This is a genomic window from Myxococcus sp. XM-1-1-1, assembly GCF_020037095.1.
Classification (GTDB): Bacteria; Myxococcota; Myxococcia; order Myxococcales; family Myxococcaceae; genus Myxococcus; species Myxococcus fulvus.
In genome coordinates, this window is the sequence record NZ_JAIQDH010000003.1 from 249,769 (window position 1) to 269,216 (window position 19,448).

Annotated in this window: 14 protein-coding genes; 4 read left to right on the forward strand and 10 right to left on the reverse strand. The window is 70.5% G+C overall.

The window, feature by feature from the left end:
- From gspD to K8640_RS08750, 6 genes are all read right to left on the reverse strand, one after another.
- Entirely contained in the window at window positions 1–2,613 is a 2,613-nt protein-coding gene (gene gspD / locus K8640_RS08725; RefSeq protein ID WP_223746646.1) for a type II secretion system secretin GspD, read from the reverse strand.
- A 24-nt stretch (window positions 2,614–2,637) separates the two neighbouring features.
- Window positions 2,638–3,540 (reverse strand): type II secretion system protein GspC, encoded by a 903-nt coding sequence (gspC, locus tag K8640_RS08730; protein WP_046712766.1) that lies wholly within the window; start codon window positions 3,538–3,540, stop codon window positions 2,638–2,640.
- Between the two features lie 195 nt (window positions 3,541–3,735).
- On the reverse strand, window positions 3,736–5,127 hold the full coding sequence (locus K8640_RS08735; RefSeq protein ID WP_141323066.1) for a sigma-54 dependent transcriptional regulator: 1,392 nt from the start codon (window positions 5,125–5,127) through the stop codon (window positions 3,736–3,738).
- 33 nt (window positions 5,128–5,160) lie between these two features.
- Window positions 5,161–6,171 carry a ParB N-terminal domain-containing protein gene (locus tag K8640_RS08740; protein WP_223746647.1) on the reverse strand — a complete coding sequence of 337 codons (1,011 nt, stop codon included), beginning with the start codon at window positions 6,169–6,171 and terminating at the stop codon, window positions 5,161–5,163.
- A 125-nt stretch (window positions 6,172–6,296) separates the two neighbouring features.
- On the reverse strand, window positions 6,297–7,643 hold the full coding sequence (locus K8640_RS08745) for a TldD/PmbA family protein (protein WP_223746648.1): 1,347 nt from the start codon (window positions 7,641–7,643) through the stop codon (window positions 6,297–6,299).
- 18 nt (window positions 7,644–7,661) lie between these two features.
- Window positions 7,662–9,140, reverse strand: coding sequence for a TldD/PmbA family protein (locus K8640_RS08750; RefSeq protein WP_223746649.1), 1,479 nt, complete (start codon window positions 9,138–9,140; stop codon window positions 7,662–7,664).
- A gap of 254 nt (window positions 9,141–9,394) precedes the next feature.
- Here K8640_RS08750 and K8640_RS08755 point away from each other — a divergent pair, with 254 nt between their 5' ends.
- The 3 genes from K8640_RS08755 to K8640_RS08765 are packed head-to-tail and all read left to right on the forward strand — an operon-like array spanning window position 9,395 to window position 13,284.
- A complete protein-coding gene (locus K8640_RS08755; RefSeq protein ID WP_223746650.1) occupies window positions 9,395–11,413 on the forward strand; it encodes an FHA domain-containing protein in 2,019 nt (672 codons plus the stop codon).
- A 37-nt stretch (window positions 11,414–11,450) separates the two neighbouring features.
- Window positions 11,451–12,782 carry a cyclic nucleotide-binding domain-containing protein gene (locus K8640_RS08760; RefSeq protein WP_223746651.1) on the forward strand — a complete coding sequence of 444 codons (1,332 nt, stop codon included), beginning with the start codon at window positions 11,451–11,453 and terminating at the stop codon, window positions 12,780–12,782.
- Between the two features lie 7 nt (window positions 12,783–12,789).
- A complete protein-coding gene (locus K8640_RS08765) occupies window positions 12,790–13,284 on the forward strand; it encodes a hypothetical protein (RefSeq protein ID WP_046712773.1) in 495 nt (164 codons plus the stop codon).
- An 18-nt stretch (window positions 13,285–13,302) separates the two neighbouring features.
- Here K8640_RS08765 and K8640_RS08770 read toward each other — a convergent pair whose 3' ends face one another.
- Window positions 13,303–14,883 carry a tetratricopeptide repeat protein gene (locus tag K8640_RS08770; protein WP_223746652.1) on the reverse strand — a complete coding sequence of 527 codons (1,581 nt, stop codon included), beginning with the start codon at window positions 14,881–14,883 and terminating at the stop codon, window positions 13,303–13,305.
- 92 nt (window positions 14,884–14,975) lie between these two features.
- On the opposite strand from K8640_RS08770, the gene K8640_RS08775 reads away from it, so the two are divergent.
- Complete coding sequence (locus tag K8640_RS08775) at window positions 14,976–15,947, forward strand: homoserine kinase (protein ID WP_223746653.1); 972 nt, start codon at window positions 14,976–14,978, stop codon at window positions 15,945–15,947.
- Window positions 15,948–15,951: 4 nt separating this feature from the next.
- Here the strand turns inward: K8640_RS08775 and K8640_RS08780 are convergent, their stop codons facing one another.
- The 3 genes from K8640_RS08780 to K8640_RS08790 all read right to left on the reverse strand — a co-directional run bounded on the left by K8640_RS08780 (window position 15,952) and on the right by K8640_RS08790 (window position 19,445).
- Complete coding sequence (locus K8640_RS08780; protein WP_141332359.1) at window positions 15,952–16,419, reverse strand: nuclear transport factor 2 family protein; 468 nt, start codon at window positions 16,417–16,419, stop codon at window positions 15,952–15,954.
- A gap of 72 nt (window positions 16,420–16,491) precedes the next feature.
- Window positions 16,492–17,019, reverse strand: coding sequence for a hypothetical protein (locus K8640_RS08785; RefSeq protein ID WP_223746654.1), 528 nt, complete (start codon window positions 17,017–17,019; stop codon window positions 16,492–16,494).
- 65 nt (window positions 17,020–17,084) lie between these two features.
- A complete protein-coding gene (locus tag K8640_RS08790) occupies window positions 17,085–19,445 on the reverse strand; it encodes a hypothetical protein (protein WP_223746655.1) in 2,361 nt (786 codons plus the stop codon).
- Between the last annotated feature and the right edge of the window lie 3 nt (window positions 19,446–19,448).

The window sequence follows — 19,448 nt, forward strand, 5'->3', positions numbered from 1 at the left end:
CTATTCCCCGGTCTCGGGCTGGATGCGCAGGCGCTCGGGCGACGCGTCTCCGGTGGACTCCGGAGCCGGCGCTTCGGGCGTCTGCGGCGCCGGAGTCGCGGGGGCTGACTCTTCGGAACCGGCGGGAGGCAGCGGCGCTTCCCGCACCTCGGGCTCGGGCGACACGGGGGCCGGGCCCCGCGCGGGCGGCACGCTGTTCGAGCGGCCGGCCGGCGGGGTGTTGGAGCGGGACGGCGCCGACGAGTTCGGCGAGATGACGCGCTCACCCGACACGCCCGGGCCGCCATTCTCCGCGCGCTGGCGCTCGCGCAGGACGGCCTGGTTCATCTTGGACAGCGGGCCGGGCTTGCGGCTGAAGTCCACCGCCACGTCGTAGCCGGGCACCTGGCCGTAGAACTGCTCCACGAACTGCTGACGCTCCTTCATCTTGCGCTCGAAGATGACGCGGAAGTCCTCGGGGCCCCGGATGATGTAGGGCGTCAGGAACAGGAGCAGGTTCGTCTTCGTCTTCTTGCGCGTCGTCTCGCGGAAGAAGTTGCCGATGATGGGGATGTCGCCCAGCACCGGGACCTTGGTGACGGACTCGATGGTGCGGTCCTGCATGATGCCGCCCAGCACCACCGTCTCCTGGTCCTTGGCGATGACGGTCGTCTTCGCGCTGCGCTTGCTGGTGGTCGGGCCGAGCACCGCGTCGTTGGAGGCGATCTCCTCCGTCTGCTCGGTGATGACCATGCGGATGTAGTCGCTCTCGTTGATCTGCGGCTTCACCGTCAGCTTCAGCTCCACGTTCTGACGCTGGATGGGCGCGTACAGCGAGCCCAGGCCGCCCAGCGCGCCGAGCAGCGACGTGTTCAGGCCGCCCGCACCGCCGGCGGTGCCGGTGCCCACGCCCGTGCCCAGCGACGAGGGCGAGAAGCCGGACTGGAAGGGCACGTTCTGGCCCACGGTGATCTCCGCCTCCTCGTTGTCGCTGGTGAGGATGTGCGGCGTGGACAGCACGTTCACGTCGGAGCTCTGCTGCATCGCGTGCAGCACCACGCCGAAGGCGGGGATGTCCAGGCCCAGCTTCTCCAGCGCGGGGATGACGGGGCCCTGCAGGCCCGCGAGGAAGCCGCCGAAGGACGCCAGGTTCGCCAGGCTCAGCGACGGGGGCAGGCCCGAGCCGGTGTTGTTGGTGCCGATGAGGCCGGGCACCGCGCCGTCATCCGTCTGCAGCGAGAAGCCGCTGTGCAGGTTGACGCCGTACTCGGCATTGCGGTCCAGGTTCACCTCCATGATGACGGCCTCGACGAACACCTGGCGACGGGGCGTGTCGAGCTGCTGGATGACCTGGACGATGTTCTTGTAGTCCGACTGGCTGGCGACGATGACGAGCGAGTTGGTGCCCTTGTCGGCGGAGATCTTCACCTCGCCGCTGAACAGCTCCGCGGCCTGCGTGGGTGCGTTGCCGCGCGGCATGCCCGGGGGGAGGTTGGGGGCGCCCGGCGTGCGGGGACGGTTGGCCGTGCCCTGCGCCAGCGACTGCAGCGTGCTCGCCAGCTCCTCCGCGTTGGCGTTCTCCAGGTAGTAGACGTTGATGCGGCCGCCCGTGCCGGACGGGATGTCGAGCTGGGTGACGATCTCCTGGATGCGCTCGAACGCGGCGGGGCTCGCCACGATGATGAGCTTGTTGGTGCGCTCGTCCGGGATGATCTGCGACAGCGTCACCGGGCCACCGGCGGACTCGCCGCCCTGGGAGGGCTGGGCGACAATCTCACCGCCGGGCTGACCCGCGGGCGGCACGCCCTGGGTGAAGTTGCCGGGGCGGGTGGCGCCGGGGCGCGCGCCCTTGCTCTCGAACAGCTTCTGCACCGTGCCGGCCACGTCCTGGGCGCTCGCGTACTGCACCTGGATGACGCGCAGCTCGTCGCTGGCGGCGCGCGAGTCCAGCTGGTTGATGAGCCGCTCCAGGCGGTGGATGTTGGAGCCCACGTCGTTGACGATGATGGTGTCGGGCGGGTACGGGATGGTGTCGCCGTCCTTGGACACCAGCTGCTGCAGCACGCCGCGCAGCGGCTCCACCTCCACGTTGCGGATGCGGAACAGCTTGGTCACCATCTGCTCGTTGGTGGTGTACGGCTGGCCGTCCTCGACGATGGTGGGGATGGGGTTCTGCTTCGCCGAGCGCTTGTCGACGATCTTCATGAAGCGGCCGTACTGGTAGACGGCCAGGCCGTTGGCGTCGAGCGAGGCGAGGAACGCGGAGTAGAACGCGTCCGCGTCCACCTCCACGCGGCCGTTCTCCGGGCCGATGATGGAGATCTTCCCGCGCACGTTCTCCGGGAGGATGAACGTGCGGCAGGTGGCGTCCGCCACCGTCTGCACCAGCTTCTCGATCTCCACCTTGTCGAAGTAGATGCCGTAGCGCGCGTTGCGCCGGGCCTCCTCGCACGTGGGCGTACGGCGGGGCCCTTGATTGGCCTCCTCGGCGGCGCCGGGGGACTGGGGCGTGATGGTCCGCTCACCGGGCGCGGAAGGCGCGGAGGTGCCGGGCGGGGTGGGGCGGCGCTGGGCCTGCGCGGGGACGGCGAGCGCGAGGCACAGGCAGAGCATCCAGGACGGGAGCGTCTTCATGGAGGAGCGGGCGCGACGTGGGGTTTAACGGACGTTGTAGGACTTGCGGATCGGCGCGCCGTTGCGCTCGATCTCGATTTCGATGCGGGAGGAGTCCTTCATCTTCGAGTAGACCTCGAGCGCCTTCTCGGGGCTGTTGAGGTCGAACCCGTTGATGCGGCGGATGACGTCGCCGTTCTGGACGCCGATCTTCGAGTAGATGGAATCCGGGCGGATGGAGAAGAGCTTGAACCCCACCGCCTGACCGTCCTTGAAGGCCGGAACGATGCGCGCCTGCATGGCCACGTCGTTGAGGTTGTTGAGCGTCTTGTCGATCTCCGCGCGCGGCACTTCGTACTCGTTGTCGCTGACGGCGCGGATGCCGCTGGGGGACGCGGTGTTGGTCTGCGCCACCGGAGGCGTCGGCGGGGTGAAGGCCTGGGCGCCGTCACCCGGGTTGCCGTCGATGAACTCCTTGCGGCCCCCGTTGAGGATGATGACGCGCTCACGCTCGATTTCGAGCACGGTGGCGCCCTGCAGGGCGTTGCCCACCATGTACGTCTGCGAGCGCTGCGTCACCATGTCCTGGACCGACGCGAAGGACCAGTCCGGGTTGCTCGCGACGAGCGTGCCGAGCAGCTTCACCCTGAGGCCGCTCTTCACCGGGGCGGCGTTGGGGTCCACCTCCGGCGTCGTGGGCTCCCTCACCGCGACTTCCGGCTCGGGAATCTTGATGCCCGTCACCCGCGACAGGCCCTCCATGTCCGGCAGCGCGAGCGCCGCCTGCGCGGGCCGGTTCGTCGGCGCACGCGCGGTGGCCCCCGAGGACGGCACGGGGGAGATGGAGGATTCGACGAACAGGTTCACCGTCTTCGCCGCCAGCAGCGCGACGAGGAGGATGAACAGCAGGTTCACCGTCCAGAAGTATTTGCGAAAGAAGAGTTCCATCACGCTTCCGAGAAGAAAGCCGGACCCGGGAAGAGCAAGGCAGGTGCCACCCTCGGGTCAGACGGGCCATCCCAAGGGGACGGCCAAGCACGCGTAATTATTCCGAAAAGGGCGGGCACCCCAGGCAGGGGAGCGGGCTGCTCCAGGGCTTGGGACAAATTGTCAAAGCAGGGTGGGGGCCTTTGTGACGGCCTGTCAGTCGTCGCTTCCGGCGGAGGGCTCGCCGCCGGAGGACTGCTCGCGCTCCAGCTTGCGGTAGATGGTGCGGGCGGCGATGCCCAGCAGCCGGGCGGCCAGCGTCTTGTCGCCCTTGGTGTGGCGCAGCGTCTCGTGGATCACCCGGCGCTCCACCTCCTCCATGGGCGTGCCGATGGGGATGACCAGCTGGGTGGCGGCGCCGAGCGGGCCCTTGCGCACCGACTCGGGCAGGTCGCTGGCCTCCAGCACCTCGCCCCGCGCCAGCACCACCGCGCGCTCGACGGCGTGCTCCAACTCCCGCACGTTGCCGGGCCAGGCGTAGTTCTCCAGCGTCTGCAGCGCCTCCGGCGAGAAGCCGCGCAGCGCCTTGCCGTTCTTCGCGGCGAAGCGGCGCAGGAACGCGTCCGCCAAGAGCGGGATGTCCTCGCGGCGCGAGGCCAGCGCGGGCACGCGGATCTCCACCACGTTGAGCCGGTAGTAGAGGTCCTCGCGGAAGCGGCCCTCGGCCACCTCCTTCTGCAAATCCTTGTTGGTGGCGGCCACCAGCCGCACGTCCACCTTCACCGTCTGGGTGCCGCCCAGCCGCTCGATTTCGCCCTCGGCCAGCGCGCGCAGCAGCTTCACCTGCGCGGGCAGCGGCATCTCGCCGACTTCGTCCAGGAAGAGGGTGCCGCCGTGGGCGCGCTCGAAGCGGCCCTCGCGCCGGGCCACCGCGCCGGTGAAGGCGCCGCGCTCCACGCCGAACAGCTCCGCCTCCAGGATGTTCTCCGGCAGCGCGCCGCAGTTGACGGCGACGAACGCGCCCTTGGCGCGGCTGGAGTACTCGTGCACCGAGCGCGCCGCCAGCTCCTTGCCCGTGCCCGACTCACCCAGCAGCAGCACCGTGGCGGTGGAGGGCGCGGCCTGGCGGATGGTGTCCAGCATGGCGCGGAAGGCGGGGGACTGGCCCACCATGCTGCGCCCGCCCTGGGCGCTCATCTCCGCCAGCTTCGCCTTGAGCGTCTGGTTCTCCGAGACGAGCGCGCGCTTCTCCAGCGCCTTCTGCACCGCCTTCACCAGCGAGTGGCGCTTGAGCGGCTTGGTGATGAAGTCGTAGGCGCCGTCCTTCATCGCCGCCACGGCCGTCTCCACCGTGCCGTAGGCGGTCATCAGCACCACCTCCACGTCGGGGCGGATGGTGCGCGCGGCGCGCAAGAGCTCCTGCCCGTCCATGCCGGGCATCATCAGGTCCGTCACCATCACCGTGACTTCGGGGCGGCGCAAAAGCTCCAGGGCCTCCGTGCCGTTGGCCGCGGAGAGCGTGGCCATGTTCTCCCGCTGGAAGATGCGCGTCACGGAGTCGAGGTTGGCGCGGTCGTCGTCGACGACGAGGACGGTGGAGGTGGTCATGGTGGGGGCCGCACTATGCAATACCCGTTCCCGTCAGGCGTGCTCCTCGTCCGCCTCCACGGGGCCTCCGCCCATGCGGCCGATGTCCTCGCGCTTGACGGAGTCGACGTTGAACTTGCGCGCGCTGGCGAGCATCCGGTCCACGGTGTCGTCGAAGTCGGGCTTGCCGCCGTTCTTCTTGAAGCGCAGGAAGTTGATGCGCGCGACCACGAAGTTCTTGAGGTAGGGGCTCTGCAGTCCCTTGGCCTTGAGGGAGTCGACGACGGCGACGACGGCGTCATCGAGCTCCAGCAGGCGGTCCGCGCGGGCGTCGCGCACCTTCAGCGCGTCCTCCAGCGGCACGTCCATGAAGTCCTCCACCGCCTTGACGAAGGGGTGGTAGGCGCCCGCGGAGTAGCGGGGGCGCTTCTCGTACGCGGCGCCGAGCGTGATGAAGGCGGGCTCCTCGAACAGGTGCGCGAAGGCGGACTCCTTGCCCGCGCGGCCCGCGCCCACGAGCCCCCGGTACATGCGCACCACCTCGAGCGAGCGCTCCTTGAGGTTGTGGGCCTTCTCCGTGTTGAGCGCGAGGATTTGATAGGCCACGTCCTCGTCGGGCAGCAGCAGCGCGACGATGGCCTTGGCGCCCAGCAGCTTGCTCGCGTGCAGGCGGTGGTTGCCGTTGGGCGTCCAGTAGCGGCCCTCCTTGCGCACGGCGATGACGGGGTCCAGGAAGCGGTCCAGCCGCTCCATGGCGCTGGCGAGCCGCTTCACGTGGGGCTCGGACAAATCACGCTGGTAGGGGGTGGGCTCCACCTTGTCGATGGGCAGCACCGCGAGCACCACCGGATGTCCGCCCAAGGGGTCGCGATAGACGCCGAGCACCTCGCCGCCGTCGGTGCGCACCGCCTCGAGAATCTCCGTGGGGTACTCCACCGAGTCGCTGGCCACGTCCTGGGGAGACAGGCCGCGCGACTTCGGTTCCGCCTTCTTGCGGCGGGGCTTCCTGGGGGCGGCGGCGGGCTTCTTCGCTGCGGCGCTCTTGCGTGCGGACTTCGCTGCCATGGGTGCGTCCTCCTCGCGCTGCGGACGAGTGATGTAGCAGCAGACCCTGACACGTCCTCCCCCAGCGAGTGGGGGAGGAGGAGCGCTCGGGCGTCGCCCACGCTAGGGGGACGCGGCAGGTAGGGCTACCCTCCCGACAGGGTGAGCTGTCGGAAGCGGACAGTGGGCGCGCCCACCGTGCCTCCGCGGAACTGGAGGTCGTTCCCCACGCCGTCCAGGTCCTGGAGCATCTTCAGCACGTTGCCCGCCACGGTGACCTCCTGCACCGCGTGCGTCAGCTCGCCGTTCTCAATCCACAGGCCGTTGGCTCCCGCGGACAGCTCGCCCGTGACGGGGTTGGCGCCGTGGCCGAGCAGGGACGTGACGTAGAAGCCCCGGTCCACGCCCTTGATGAGCTCCTCGGGCGAGGCCGTGCCCGCCTCCAGGTAGAGGTTGGTGGTGCCGATGCTCGGCAGCGCGTTGTAGCCGCGCTTGGCGTTGCCCGTGGGCCGCGCCTTCGCCTTGCGCGCGGTGAACGCGTCGTAGAGGAAGCTCGACATGACGCCCCGGTCGATGATGGGTGTGCGCCGCGTGGGCACGCCTTCACCGTCGAAGGGCGCGGTGGCGAGGCCTCGGGGCAGCAGGCCGTTGTCCACCAGCGTGACGTGCTCGGAGGCCAGGCGCTTGCCCTTGAGCGAGGCCAGCATGCTGGCCTGCTGGTGCACGGCGTTGCCGCTGGCGGCCTTGGCCACGCCGGACATGAAGGACGCGGTGACGAGCGGGTCGAACAGCACCGGCACCTGCTGCGTCTTCACGCGCCTGGCGCCCAGCATCCGCACCGCGCGACGCGTCGCCTCGCGGCCGATGGACTCGGGCGACTCCAGGTCACCCAGGAAGCGCTTGTAGTCGAGCCAGTAGCCCTTCTGGAGCTGCCCGTCCGCGGCGGCCACGGGCATGGCGTACATGAACACGTACGTGCCCGAGTAGCCTCCGGCCATGCCTTCCGACGACGCGACGTAGACCTCCGACACGAAGTCCCCGGCGCCCACCGCGTTGAAGGTGCTGACGCGCGAGTCCTCCGCGCGGCCCGCCTTCTCCATCTCCAGCGCGGCCTTCACCTTCCAGTCGCCGGGCAGGTTGGCCACGGCCTCGTCGTACAGCGCGCCGGTGTCGCCGAAGCGGCCCAGGTCCCGCGCGCCGGGCAGGCCGTTGAGCTTGTTGGGCGCGGCGGCCTCGGCCAGCTTCAGGGACTGGTCCACGAGCAGGTCGATGCCCGAGGGCTCGAAGTCCGACGTGAAGGCGAACCCGAGCCGGTCCTTCGTCACCACGCGCAGGCCCACGCCCTTGGCGGTGGACTGGGTGAGGTCCTCGATCTGCCCTTCGCGCACGCGCACGGTGCTCTGGCGGCTGACCTCGATGAAGGCCTCGGCCTGGCGGGCGCCCTTCTTGGTGGCGCGCTGGACGATTCGCTTCGCGAGCTTCTGGTAGTCCATGGTGTCGGTGCTCTCTCTTCAGACCTGGGTTCCGCCGACGGTGACGTTGTCGATGCGCACGGTGGGCAGGCCCACGCCCACGGGCATCGACTGGCCGTTCTTTCCGCACACGCCCATGCCCGGGTCCGGCTGCGGGTCGCACCCCACGCGGGACACGTTCTTGAGCACCTCCGGCCCCACGCCGATGAGGATGGCGTTCTTCACCGGACGGCCCAGCTTGCCGTCCTCGATTTGATACGCCTCGCTCACCTCGAACACGAAGTTGCCGTTGCTGATGTCCACCTGACCGCCGCCGAACGTGGCGCAGTACAGCCCGCGCTTCACCTCCTTGAGGATGTCCTCGGGGTGGTGGTTGCCCGGCGCGAGGAAGGTGTTCGTCATGCGCGGAATGGGCAGGTGCTTGAAGGACTCTCGCCGCCCGCTGCCGGTGGAGCGCTGGCCCATCAGCTTCGCGTTGAGGCTGTCGTAGAGGTAGCCCTTGAGCACGCCGTTCTCGATGAGGACCTTGCGCTCACCGGGCGTGCCCTCGTCGTCGATGTTGATGGAGCCGCGCCCGCTGGACACCGTGCCGTCGTCGATGACCGTCACCAGCTCCGAGGCGACCTTCTGCCCCAGCTTGCCGGCGAACAGCGACGTGCCCTTGCGGATGAAGTCCGCCTCCAGGCCATGGCCCACCGCCTCGTGCAGCAGGATTCCGCTCCAGCCCGGCGCCAGCACCACCGTCTGCGGGCCCGCCGCGCAGTCCACCGCGCCCAGCGTGGCCACCGCCTGCCTCGCGGCCTCGCGGCCCACGTCCTCGGGAGGGAACGTCGCCCAGTGGGTGAAGGGCACCCGGCCTCCGCCGCCGTACGAGCCCGTGCGCCGCTCGTTCTTCTTGCCCTGCGCCACGACCTGGATGGACATGCGGCACAAATCCTGGGTGTCCTCGGTGTAGCGGCCCTCGGTGTTGGCCACGGCGATGCGGCGCGTCTGGTCCACGTAGGCGCCGTTGACCTGGGTCACCCGCGAGTCGAACGCGCGGGCGGCCTTGTCCGCGCGGGTCAGCAGGGAGGCCTTGAGGGACACCTCCACGTCGGCCAGCGGGGTGGGGACGCGGTAGTGGCTGGGCACGGCGATGCGTGAGACGGGGAAGGCCCGCTCGGAGCCGGTTCCCTGGGCGATCATCGCCGCGGTGGAGGCGGCCCGCAGCAGCGCGGGCTCGTCCCAGTCGTCGGAGAAGGCGTAGCCCACCTTGCCCCCGGAGATGACCCGCACGCCCACGCCCTGGATGAGGCCCGTCTGGGCGCTCTTGATGCGCGACTCCTCCAGCACGACGCTGGTGCTGTGGGTGCGCTCCACGTAGACCTCGGCGAAGTCTCCGCCGCGCTCCATGGCCACGGCCAGCAGCCGCTCGAGCAGCGCCTGGGGCAGCAGGGGGGCGGGCGCGACGAGGCGGGCCGCCAGGGGGGCGAGCTGGGAGGTGGAGGCACGCCGGGCCGGCGCGGACACTCGGGGCATTTTGCGGGACTCCCTCGGTGAATCGTTGGGGGTGTGGGAACCTACATAGGAGGGGGAAACGTCCTGAGCAACGGACAATGGCCCCGCTTCTTTCCCCAAGGGCGGGCTTGTCGCATTCCCACCGTGGTGGCGCCGCTTTAAGATGCCGGACGTTTCGGAGACCTGGACCCGACCCCATGCCTGCTCGTCCTCCATCCCCCCCTCGCCCTGGTGCCGGAGGTAAGCCCTCATCCCGGGGCCGCCCTCCGCGCGAGGTGTCCTCCGACGAGGACTTCGCCGCGCCACCCTCCGGAGACGAGGGCCAGCCCGACGGCCCCGCCAACCCGGAGCTCTACGGGGACGCCGAGCCGCCGCGCTCGCGCACGGACGAGACGCGGGTGGCCTCGGTGTCCGACGTGCGCGAGGAGTCCCGGCGTCGCCAGGAGGAGGAGGACGACAACGCGGACGCCACGCGCGCCGGGCCGCCGGTGCAGATGCTGGTGCTGGCGGGGCCGGACCGCGGGCGCAAGAAGCGCTTCCAGGGCGTGCGCATGGTGGTGGGGCGCGGCAAGGACTGCGACTTCGTGCTGGATGACCAGTCCGTGTCGCGCCGGCACCTGGAGCTCATCTACGGCCAGGGCGGCGTGGCGATGCGAGACCTGGGCAGCATCTCCGGCACCCAGGTGAATGATCAGCGCGTGGACGAGTGCACCCTGAAGCACGGGGATGAGATCGCCATCGGCAAGACGCGCCTTCGCTTCGTGGACGAGGCGGAGCAGATCAAGGAGCTGCGCGCGCAGGCGGAGGCCCGCGAGGCGGAGGAGAAGCGCGAGCGCGAGGAGGCCGCGAAGGACCGCGACGAGGCGCGCAAGGCGGCGGGTGCGTCCCGGGGCACCGACGTGGACCCGAATGATCCGCGGCTCAACGAGGCGACCAACGCCAACTACCGGATGCCGGACGAGCTGAAGGAGAAGAACCGCGACGCCAGCGGCGTGAAGAAGGGCAAGGGCGCCATCGCGATTCCCCGGCCGCGTCCGCCTCCGCGCAGCGCCGTCACCGGCGGCGGAGGGAACTCGAAGGCGAAGCTGCTCATCGGCGTGGGCGGTGGCGTGGTGGTGCTGCTCATGCTGGGGCTGATGCTCATCCCCTCGGGACCGCCGCCCCCGCCTCCGGTGGACCCCAACGTGGAGCGCTCGAAGCTCCTGATGCAGAAGGCGCGCGAGGCGGTGCGCTCGGACGACTTCGCTGGCGCGGTGAAGCTGGTGGAGGAGGCGGAGAAGCTGCGCCCGGGCGCGGACGACGAAGGCCTGGGCAAGGCGGCGGCGAAGGAGCTGCTCGTGCAGCAGTCCTTCCAGGCCGTGCGCGAGCTCATCGACGCCAACGACTTCGAGGGGGCCCGCCAGAAGCTGTCCGAGACGCCCCAGGGCACCGCCAAGACGGACGACGTGCGGCGCAAGCTGGAGCAGGAGGTCAAGACGAAGGACGAGCTGTGGCGCATCCAGAAGATGGAGGAGGCGCTCGCGGCGCGTGACGTCGCCACGGCCCAGTCGCTGCTGGAGCAGGTGCCGGAGCTCAACCGGCCCGCGTACTCGCAGAAGCTGCAGGACCTGCAGGCGGAGCTGGCCAAGGAGGCCCGGGACAGCGCGGTGCGGGACAGGGCCAGCCGGGAGCGCAACGAGGAGCGGGCCAAGGAGGAGCGCAAGCGCTTCATCGCGGAGGCCTTCACGGACGTGGAGCGGCGCTTCAACGGCGGCGACTACCAGCGCGCGGTGCTCGAGTGCGACCGCGTGGTGGAGAAGTACAAGGCGGACAAGGACGTGAAGGACCGCTCGCGCCAGCTCAAGACGTTGATTCCCCAGTTCCAGCGCGCGCTGGACGACGCGCAGAAGAAGCTCGCGTCCAATGCGCTGGAGTCCGCGTCCAAGCCCCTGCGCCGCGCGGCGGAGCTGTACCGTCAGATCGGCTTCGACGGCTCGCTGGGGCGCACGCTGGACGAGCAGCTCGCGTCGGCGGCGCTGGCGGCGGGGCAGGCGGCGCTGAAGAAGGGCGACCTGGCGGCGGCGGGCAGCAACTTCCGCGAGGCCCTGCGCCTCAACCCGGGAGATCGTCGGGCGCGGGATGGCCTGGACGACCTGAGCAAGAAGGTGGAGGAGCTGTACATGCGCGCGTATATCGAGCGCGACCGGGACCCTCGCTCCGCCGCGGAGAAGTTCAAGGTCGTCATCGAGACGGCGGCCGAGGGTTCGGATACGAAGCGCAAGGCCGAGATGTACCTGAGCGAGATACAGCCGTGAGGCGCTCGCCAACAACGTTCGTACGTGGGGAGATGGGATGAGCGAGTCGTCGCTGCGTGAGCTCGGGATGGACCTCATCGAGGAGCGCCAGTTCGAGCGCGCCCTCGCCGTGTTCGCGGAGGCGGTGCGCCGGGTTCCCGCCGACCACCGCTCCCGGATGATGGCGTCCCGGTGTCTGGCCGAGCTGGGTGAGCGCGAGCGCGCCGTCACGTCGTACCACGCGACGGCCGAGGGCCTCTTGCGTCGTGACTACCTGCTGTCCGCGATGGCCGCGTGCAAGCTGGGGTTGGACCTGGCGCCCAACGAGCGACGGTTGAAGGAGACGCTGATCCGCGTCCACTCGCGCGCGGTGCGCAGCGCGCCGGGTCGCGCCGTGGTGCCGCCGCCCCTGCCGCCCGAGACGCTGTATGACGGGAAGGTGGAGACGGACCTGATGGGGCTGGCTGGAGAGGAGCTCTCCAACCGCGCCATCGAGGTGCTGGCCGCTCCGGATCCGGGTGGCTCCGCGGACCCGAACAGCCGTCCTCCGCTGCCGTTGTTCGCGGACCTGGACCGGGACGCGTTCATCGACCTGGTGGGCCGCATGGCGTGGCGCCGGGTGCGTCCCGAGGAGGTGGTGAGTCGCGAGGGCGAGCCCGCCGACCACCTCTACGTGCTCGTCGCCGGCAAGGCGGAGGTGACGCGGCAGATGGAGGGTGAGGCGCGCACGCTGGGCTTCCTCGGCGGCGGCTCCATCTTCGGGGAGATTGCTCTTTTGACGGGCGCGCCGCCGACGGCGACGGTGTCCGCGGTGTCCGACACGGAGGTCTTCGAGATCCGCCGCGAGCACCTCAACGCGGTGGCCAAGAGCCACCCGGCGGTGCCTCAGGTTCTGGCGGACTTCGCGCAGCAGCGCATGGCGCGGAACCTGATGGCCACCTCGCCCATGTTCCAGACGCTGCCGGAGTCGGAGCGGGGCGCGCTGCTGCAGCGCTTCACCTTCCGCGCGCTGCAGGGACACGAGAAGGTGCTGGTGGAGGGCGAGCACTCGCCGGGGCTGTTCCTGGTGCTGGCCGGTGAGCTGGTGGTGCAGAAGGAGGACCCGGCGGGCGGCACGGTGACGCTGGGCGTGCTGCGCGAGGGTGATGTGGCGGGGGAGATTTCGCTGCTGACGGGGCTGCGCGCCTCGGCGACGGTGGTGGCCACGCGCAAGACGGCGGCGGCGTTCCTGGAGCGCAACGCGTTCCATGCGCTGGTGCAGGCCTTCCCGCACATCCGGACGTACCTGGAGCAGCTCTCGGACCGGCGGCTGAAGCAGATTGGCGAGGCGCTGCGGCCCGCCGAGATCATCGACGCGGACGAGCTGGTGCTCGAGCCCGAGGCGGCGTGAGGAGCACATGGTGACGTTGTCGCGTTCGCGGGTGGTGGGCGTGGCGCTGGCGTTGGTGGCGGCCGGAGCGGTGCTCTATTTCTGGCCGCGCCACGAGCCCGGTGTCCCGGAGGCCGTCACGCGTCAGGTCATCACGATGACGCGGGCCGCGGAGGCCAAGGACATCAGCAAGGTGATGGAGGGCGTGTCCGAGCGCTTCAAGACGGACGGCGGCATGGACTCGCGGCAGGTGCGCGGCATCCTCACCGGGCAGGTGCTGCGCGGTCAGTGGGTCCGCATCTTCACCACGAACCTGGAGGTCCACGAGGTCTCGCCCACGCAGGGTGACTTCCAGGCGCGCTTCATCTTCGGCCGCTCGCAGGCGGAGAGCGTCAAGGACCTGGCGGCCGACAGCGTGCTGAACGCGTACCTCATCGAGGGGACATTCGAGAAGGAAGCCGACGGCGAGTGGCGCGTGGTTCGCGCGAAGTACCGGCCGCTCGAGGCGACGGAGTTGCTGTAGCCGCTCGCAGCGGGCGCTTCACTGGAGCAGGGCGCCCGTCTCGTTCAGCCAGGCCTTGGCCATGGCGCCCTGGCCCGCGGACTCCAGGCCCTTCTTCACTGTGTCGATGCGCGAGGCCAGCTCCTCGCGAGGCATGCCCTGCGCCCGCGCGCGCACCAGCCCGAAGTAGTAGTGCTGGCAGCCCGCCGCGTACGCGCTCTGCGCGAAGAGCAGGTCGCCCATGGCGCTGTACGCCTCCGGCAACGAGCCCGCGCCTGTGTCCGGCGCGATCACCGCGAGCAGCGCCTTCGCGCCCTCGTAGTCCTTGCGCCGCACCAGCAGCGCGCCCTTGGCGTACTGCGCCTTTGCCAGCCCCACGCCCTTGGCTGCAATCGCCTTGTCGTAGGCGACGAGCGCATCGTCCTGCCGCTCCGCTGCCTCCAGCAGCCCGCCGCGCGCCAGCCAGTAGCGGCCGTCCTGCTCCAGCAGCGGGACCTTCTTCCCGTCCGCGGACGCCACCTGGATGGCCCCGAACGCGCCCTCATACGCATCCAGCAGCGCCAGCGCGCCCGTGGTGTCACCCGAGGCCTGCAAGCTGCGAGCGCCGTCCAGGTAGAGCAGGGGCGCCGTCTTGCGCTTCGCCACCGCGGCCTCGAACGCGCCCCGCGCCTCGGGCACCTTGCGCGCGGCCAGCGCTCGCGCTCGTGCGAAGAGCGCATGTACGTCATCCGGCACGGCCTTCAGCGCCGCATCCGCCTCCTGGAGCGCCTGGTCCGCGGCGCCACGCGACAACGCCAGCTCCGCCTTCAGCGCCCCCGCGCGCGACGTCAGCGCGGGCGTCAGCTCCGCCTGCTTCTCCCGCGCCGTGGCGAGCGCGCGCTCGGCCTCCTCCAGCTTCTTGCCCTGATACGCGTGCGCCAGCCCCATGCCCAGCCGCGCCATCAGGTGGTCCGGGTTCACGCTCGTCGCCTTCTCGAACGCCTCCACCGCCTGGGCGGGCTGTCCCTCGTCCAGCAGCGCCTCCCCGTACGCCGTGGTGAAGCGTGGGTCCCGATACGCGTTCTCCGCCGCGCGGGCGAAGGCCTGACGCGCGCCGGGCAGGTCCCCCTTCGCCTGCAGCGTGAACGCCTGCGCCAGCGTGAGCCGGGGGCTGTTGGCCCCTTGCGTCTGCAGGTCCGCCAGGTACTTCTCCGCCTCGGCCGTCTTGCCCTCCGCGAGCAGATGCAGCGCGCGAGCCCCATGCCGCTCACCGGAGCGCGAGTCGAGCGCCTCGGCCCGGGCCAGGTACTCACGGGCCCGCGCATCCGCGCCGGGCTGATGGTGCTCCAGCCACAGCACCGTCTGGATGTCGGCGGCCAGCGCCTGCGCGTCGCGGGCGTCGGAGTCCAACTGGAAGAGCTTCTCCAGCTCCGCCATGGCGCGCGTCAAGTCGGACGGATTGCCTCGCAGCGCGGCGGCGCGGGCCGCGCGCAGGTGCTCCTCCGTCTCCTTTCGCACCGTTCCCCGGTGGACGAAGTAGGCCACGGCGCCCGCGAGCACCACCGCCACCACCGCCACCTGCGTCAGCGCGCTCTTCCAACTCTCGCGTCGCTTCCAGTCGCCGTGACCTTCGGTGCTCATGGACCTGTCTCCCCGCGCTGGAGTTGGATGCTATTAGGTACGCCCCTCGCGGGTGTCAATGGACGGAGCCCGGAGCACGGGAGGAGTGAGCAATGGCGGTCCACACGGTGCTGTCCCCCGACGTCTTCACGCGCATCGCAGAGACCTTCGGGCTGGGAAACGTGCTCGGCGTGACGCCCATCCCCCAGGGCTCCATCAACACCAACCACCGGTTGGAGACCGACACCGGCCGCTACTTCGTCCGCCACACGACGGTGCGCTCCTCGGACGACCTGCGCTTCGAGTCCGCCCTGCTCGCGCACCTGGCCGCGCACCGCTTCCCCTCGCCCGTGCAGCTCACCACGCGCGAGGGCGCCACCTTCGTCGAGCTCGCGGGCGGCCGCGTGAGCGTCTTCCGCTGGCTCCCCGGTGAGGAGAAGCGCCACCCGGGCCTCACCGCCGAGCACCTGGAGCGGCTGGGCACCGAGCTGGGCAAGCTGCACCGCGACACCCAGTCCTTCGGCGGCAGCCGCGAGAACCCGTACTCTCCCCAGGTGGTGCGCGGGTGGCTGGTGGAGCTGGCGCGCCACCCGGACCCGACGCTGTCATCGCTCTCAGGGGAGCTGGAGGGGATGCTCACCCACGCGGAGTCACGGCGACAGGGCCTGGAGCCGCTCGGCGTCATCCACGCGGACCTCTTCACCGACAACGTGAAGTGGCTGGGCGACAGCGTGGGCGCCTTCTTCGACTTCGAGATGGCCTGCCGCGAGGCCTATGGCCTGGACCTGGTCATCACGTTGAACGCCTGGTGCTTCGACGGCGGGCAGTACCTGCCGGAGCTGTGTCGCGCGCTGGTGCGCGGCTACCAGGATGTCCGCCCGCTGGCCCCGGTGGAGCGCGAGAGCCTCTTCGGCCACGCGCTCTTCGGGGCGGTGCGCTTCACCGCGAGCCGCATCCGGGACTACCACCTGTCCGCGCTGCCCGCGGACAAGCTGGTGCGCAAGGACTACCGCACCTACCTGACCCGGGCCCGCGCGCTCACGGCCATGGGCCCCCAGGGCTACGCGGCGCTCCTGGGGCTGTGAGGCCTCAGATGCCGGTGAGGATCTTCCACTGGTTGCCCTCGAGCCGGAACACCATCTGCTCCAGCTCCGCCTCCTTCTGCGGGCGCGAGGTGAGGCCGGGCATCCGGAAGTTCAGCTTCCAGTAGTAGATGGCCGTGGCGATGTCCTTGCCCACCTGGACCTTGCGCACCTCCATCTCCACCTTGGGCGACTGGAGCTGCGGGAAGAGCGTCTCCAGGTACGGGCCCAGGTTCGCCGCGGTGAGGTCGTCCTCGGGATCACTCGGCGTGCCGGCGTCCTCGCGGAAGTCCTTCGACACCAGCGCCTGGATGGCGTGGGCGTCGCGTGCCTCGATGGCAGACCGATAGGCCTCCATCACTGCCAAAATGGCGCGGGTCTCGTCGGTGTCGTCGATTTCAGTGCCGGGGATGCGCTTCGGAGCGCAGGCGGCCAGGAGGGACAGGGCGCAGATGGCGAGGAAGCGGTAGAGCATGGCGGGGCCTTACGAAGACAATGCGGAGGAAGTCAACCCATTCCCCACGGCCCCGCCTGCACTTCGCGTGCCTCAGCCCTTGCGGATGACCTCGGAGATGAAGCGGTTGAGGACGGGAATCTCGTTGTCGAGGATCTTCAGGCCCTCGCCCTGGATGACCTTCTCGCCGATGAGCGCCAGGGGCTTCATCAGGAAGGGCAGCTTGAGGGAGATTTCACCGTCCAGCGAGCGCTCCGTCTGGCCCGCGCCCAAATCACGGAAGCGCAGCGTGCCCGTGTTCACCAGCATCTTGGAGATGGTGTGGGACGTGGGCACGTTGGTGAACGTGAGCTCCTTGCGGCGCTTGTCGTAGGTGGACGACTCGATGAAGGCGAACCACTCGGGGGGCACGCGCTTGGGGCCGATGCTCTCGATGACGGGCTTGGGGCGGTAGCGCACCCGGCGGCGGACCACGTCACCCTCGGCCTTCACCTCGAGCGGCTGGAGCTCCAGCAGCACGCCATGGTGCTTGAGCAGGAACTCGAAGTACCGCTCGTCGAGGAGCGCGCGCTCCACCTCGTCCACCGTCCCCTGGATTCGCTGCCTCGTCTCGAACCGCATCGCTTCCCTCCTGATGACCTGGCTCGTCGCCGCTGTGTGGGCTGCCTGCCTAGCGGAAAGCGCGGCTAGCGGAAAGCCTGTCGTGGCACGAGCACGCCCCGGAAGGTCTTCTCCTCGAAATCACACCGCTCCACCCACTCCAGGGCGGTGGCCTTGAAGGCCGTGCCGAAGTCCGGGAGGACACCCACCTCGTGGCGCACCGCGCCGCAGTCGCCCGAGAGATAGGAAGCCTCCACCTTCAGGCGCAAGGCCTCGCGGCGCAGGGGCAGGGGCAGCGAATCGTCCGACAGCGCACGTTGCAGCGACTCGCCGGCCAGGACGGGGGAGCCCACCTGCTGCAGCCTGCGGCCCAGCAGGTAGTTGAGGTACGGGTCCGAGGGCAGGGCCTGCAGGGCGCGCGACAGGAGCAGGAGCCGCAGCTCCTCCTTGGGCGCCAGGAAGTACGCGTCGATGCCGGCGCGGCGCGCCGTGGACTCCAGCGCGGCGAGCTTCACCTGGGCGGTGCGCGTCAAATCGGGCGTGGCGTCCAGGGTCAGCACCGTGTCCAGGTGGGCGCGGGCCTGCTCGGGACGCTCGCGCCGGGTCTCCACGTCGGCCAGCGCCATGGCCACCTCGGCCTCGGAGACCGTCTGGCCCTTCACCTTGCCCGCGAGCGTGGTGAGCACGGTGGTGGCCTCGTCGTAGCGCTCCAGCGCGGAGAGGGCGGCGGCCTCGCCCAGGCGGTAGGCGGGCTCCTCGGGCTGGAGGGTGGCGGCGCGGGTGTAGCGCTCCAGCGCATCCGACGGGTCCGTCACGAGCGAGGCGCGGGCGGGCTCGGTGAGGCGGGCCACCTCGCGCGCACAGGCGCGGCTGAAGAGGCTGCCAGCGCGGAAGCGCGCGAAGGCGCGGGCCACGGCGGCGTCGTCCAGGGGCAGGGCGTCGACATGTCGCTCCCACTCGCCGACGAGCTCGTCGAGGGGCCGCCCATAGGCCTCCTGGAAGTCCGCGTGCGCGTAGAGCGCGCGCAGCCTGTCGGAGCCGTAGGTGTCAGCGAGGTACAGGAGGAAGGAGCCCGCGACGGTGTACGCGCGCGCGGGGGCGGATTGGTAGAAGCCCTCCGGCCCCATCAGCTTGCGCATGTCGGGCGCCAGCTTCTGACGGCGCATGCCCGCGGCCCACTGGTGCAGCGTGAGGTCCCCCTGCGCGGGGCCGTCCGCGGCGACGGCGAACCCCTCGATGACGCCCATGAGGGGCCACAGGCCCAGGCGCGTGGTGACGCGGAAGGGACCGCTGCCAGCGGGCGCGGCCATGACGTGGGCCAGCTCGTGGTGCAGCGTGGAGTGGGGGAAGGGCTTGTCCTGGATGTGCAGCTCGTGGCGCCAGGGCTTCGCGTACTGCGTGCGGCCGGCGCCCACCAGCCGCTGCTTCTCCTCCTCGTTGCGATACAGCCACACGCGGATGCGCTCGGTGGGGGCCACGCCCAGGAAGCGCTGGACCTGCGTCCAGCGGAACTCCATGTCGCGGGCCATCCGGTCCACGTCCTCGCGCGACTTGCCCCGGGGGTAGTGCAGCCGGAAGTGCTCCGTGTCGCGCACGCCGCCCAGCGTCTCGGCCAGGTACGCGTCCGTCATCCGGGTGCGCAGCTGGGGCCCCTTCACCTCCAGGAAGCCGATGGCCACGGCGGGCAGCAGCAGCCCCACCAGGACGCCCACGCGCGGGGCGGCTCTCGACAGGTGCCCCGAGTCCACCTGGAGGAACGCGGCGGCGAGGCCCGCGAGGACCCAGGCCCACAGGAGCGTCTCCAGCCGGAACCAGCCGAGCGCGGGCGTCATCACCAGCGCCTCGTCGTAGAGGGGGCCGGGGAGATGTCCCAGGTAGTGGTTGAAGGCGAAGACCTGGGGCCCGGCGACGATGGGCCACACCGTGGGCACCAGCGACAGCAGGACCAGGAGCACATGCATCCCCACGCCCCGGGAGGGACGGCGGGCCCCCAGGCCACACAGCACCCCCGAGGCCGAGGCCAGCACGGCCGAGGGGAGGGTGAGCATGGGATAGAAACCCACCAGCTCGAATGGATCACACGCCGTGCGTAGCCACGCGAAGACGGTGGAGGTGAGGAAGGGGGGCACCAGCGCCGCCACGTTGAGGACCAGGGCCGCACCCAGGGCGCGGGTCACGGCGGTGCCGGGGGCGTCCGGGCGGAGGGCGCCGGGGGGGCGGGGCTCCTGGCCGAGGAGGATCCGACGCTCCTGGGCGGCGGCGGCCACGCCCGTCCCCCCGCCGAGCAGCCCCACGGCGATGGCCAGGGCCAGGCCCAGCTCGAAGCCGGGGACGCCGAAGAGGGGGAGGAGGACGAGCGTCGAGCCTCCGCCCGCCAGGAGGAGCAGGGGGGCCAGGACGGCCGGGCGACGCATCAAGGCGCGGGCACGGGTGAGGACTTGCTCCATGGC

Bases quoted from the DNA above. Each gene is read 5' to 3' on its own strand.
- gspD (WP_223746646.1), bottom strand. From the start codon at position 2,613: ATGAAGACGCTCCCGTCCTGGATGCTCTGCCTGTGCCTCGCGCTCGCC.
- gspC (WP_046712766.1), bottom strand. From the start codon at position 3,540: ATGGAACTCTTCTTTCGCAAATACTTCTGGACGGTGAACCTGCTGTTC.
- K8640_RS08735 (WP_141323066.1), bottom strand. From the start codon at position 5,127: ATGACCACCTCCACCGTCCTCGTCGTCGACGACGACCGCGCCAACCTC.
- K8640_RS08740 (WP_223746647.1), bottom strand. From the start codon at position 6,171: ATGGCAGCGAAGTCCGCACGCAAGAGCGCCGCAGCGAAGAAGCCCGCC.
- K8640_RS08745 (WP_223746648.1), bottom strand. From the start codon at position 7,643: ATGGACTACCAGAAGCTCGCGAAGCGAATCGTCCAGCGCGCCACCAAG.
- K8640_RS08750 (WP_223746649.1), bottom strand. From the start codon at position 9,140: ATGCCCCGAGTGTCCGCGCCGGCCCGGCGTGCCTCCACCTCCCAGCTC.
- K8640_RS08760 (WP_223746651.1), top strand. From the start codon at position 11,451: ATGAGCGAGTCGTCGCTGCGTGAGCTCGGGATGGACCTCATCGAGGAG.
- K8640_RS08765 (WP_046712773.1), top strand. From the start codon at position 12,790: ATGGTGACGTTGTCGCGTTCGCGGGTGGTGGGCGTGGCGCTGGCGTTG.
- K8640_RS08770 (WP_223746652.1), bottom strand. From the start codon at position 14,883: ATGAGCACCGAAGGTCACGGCGACTGGAAGCGACGCGAGAGTTGGAAG.
- K8640_RS08775 (WP_223746653.1), top strand. From the start codon at position 14,976: ATGGCGGTCCACACGGTGCTGTCCCCCGACGTCTTCACGCGCATCGCA.
- K8640_RS08780 (WP_141332359.1), bottom strand. From the start codon at position 16,419: ATGCTCTACCGCTTCCTCGCCATCTGCGCCCTGTCCCTCCTGGCCGCC.
- K8640_RS08785 (WP_223746654.1), bottom strand. From the start codon at position 17,019: ATGCGGTTCGAGACGAGGCAGCGAATCCAGGGGACGGTGGACGAGGTG.
- K8640_RS08790 (WP_223746655.1), bottom strand. From the start codon at position 19,445: ATGGAGCAAGTCCTCACCCGTGCCCGCGCCTTGATGCGTCGCCCGGCC.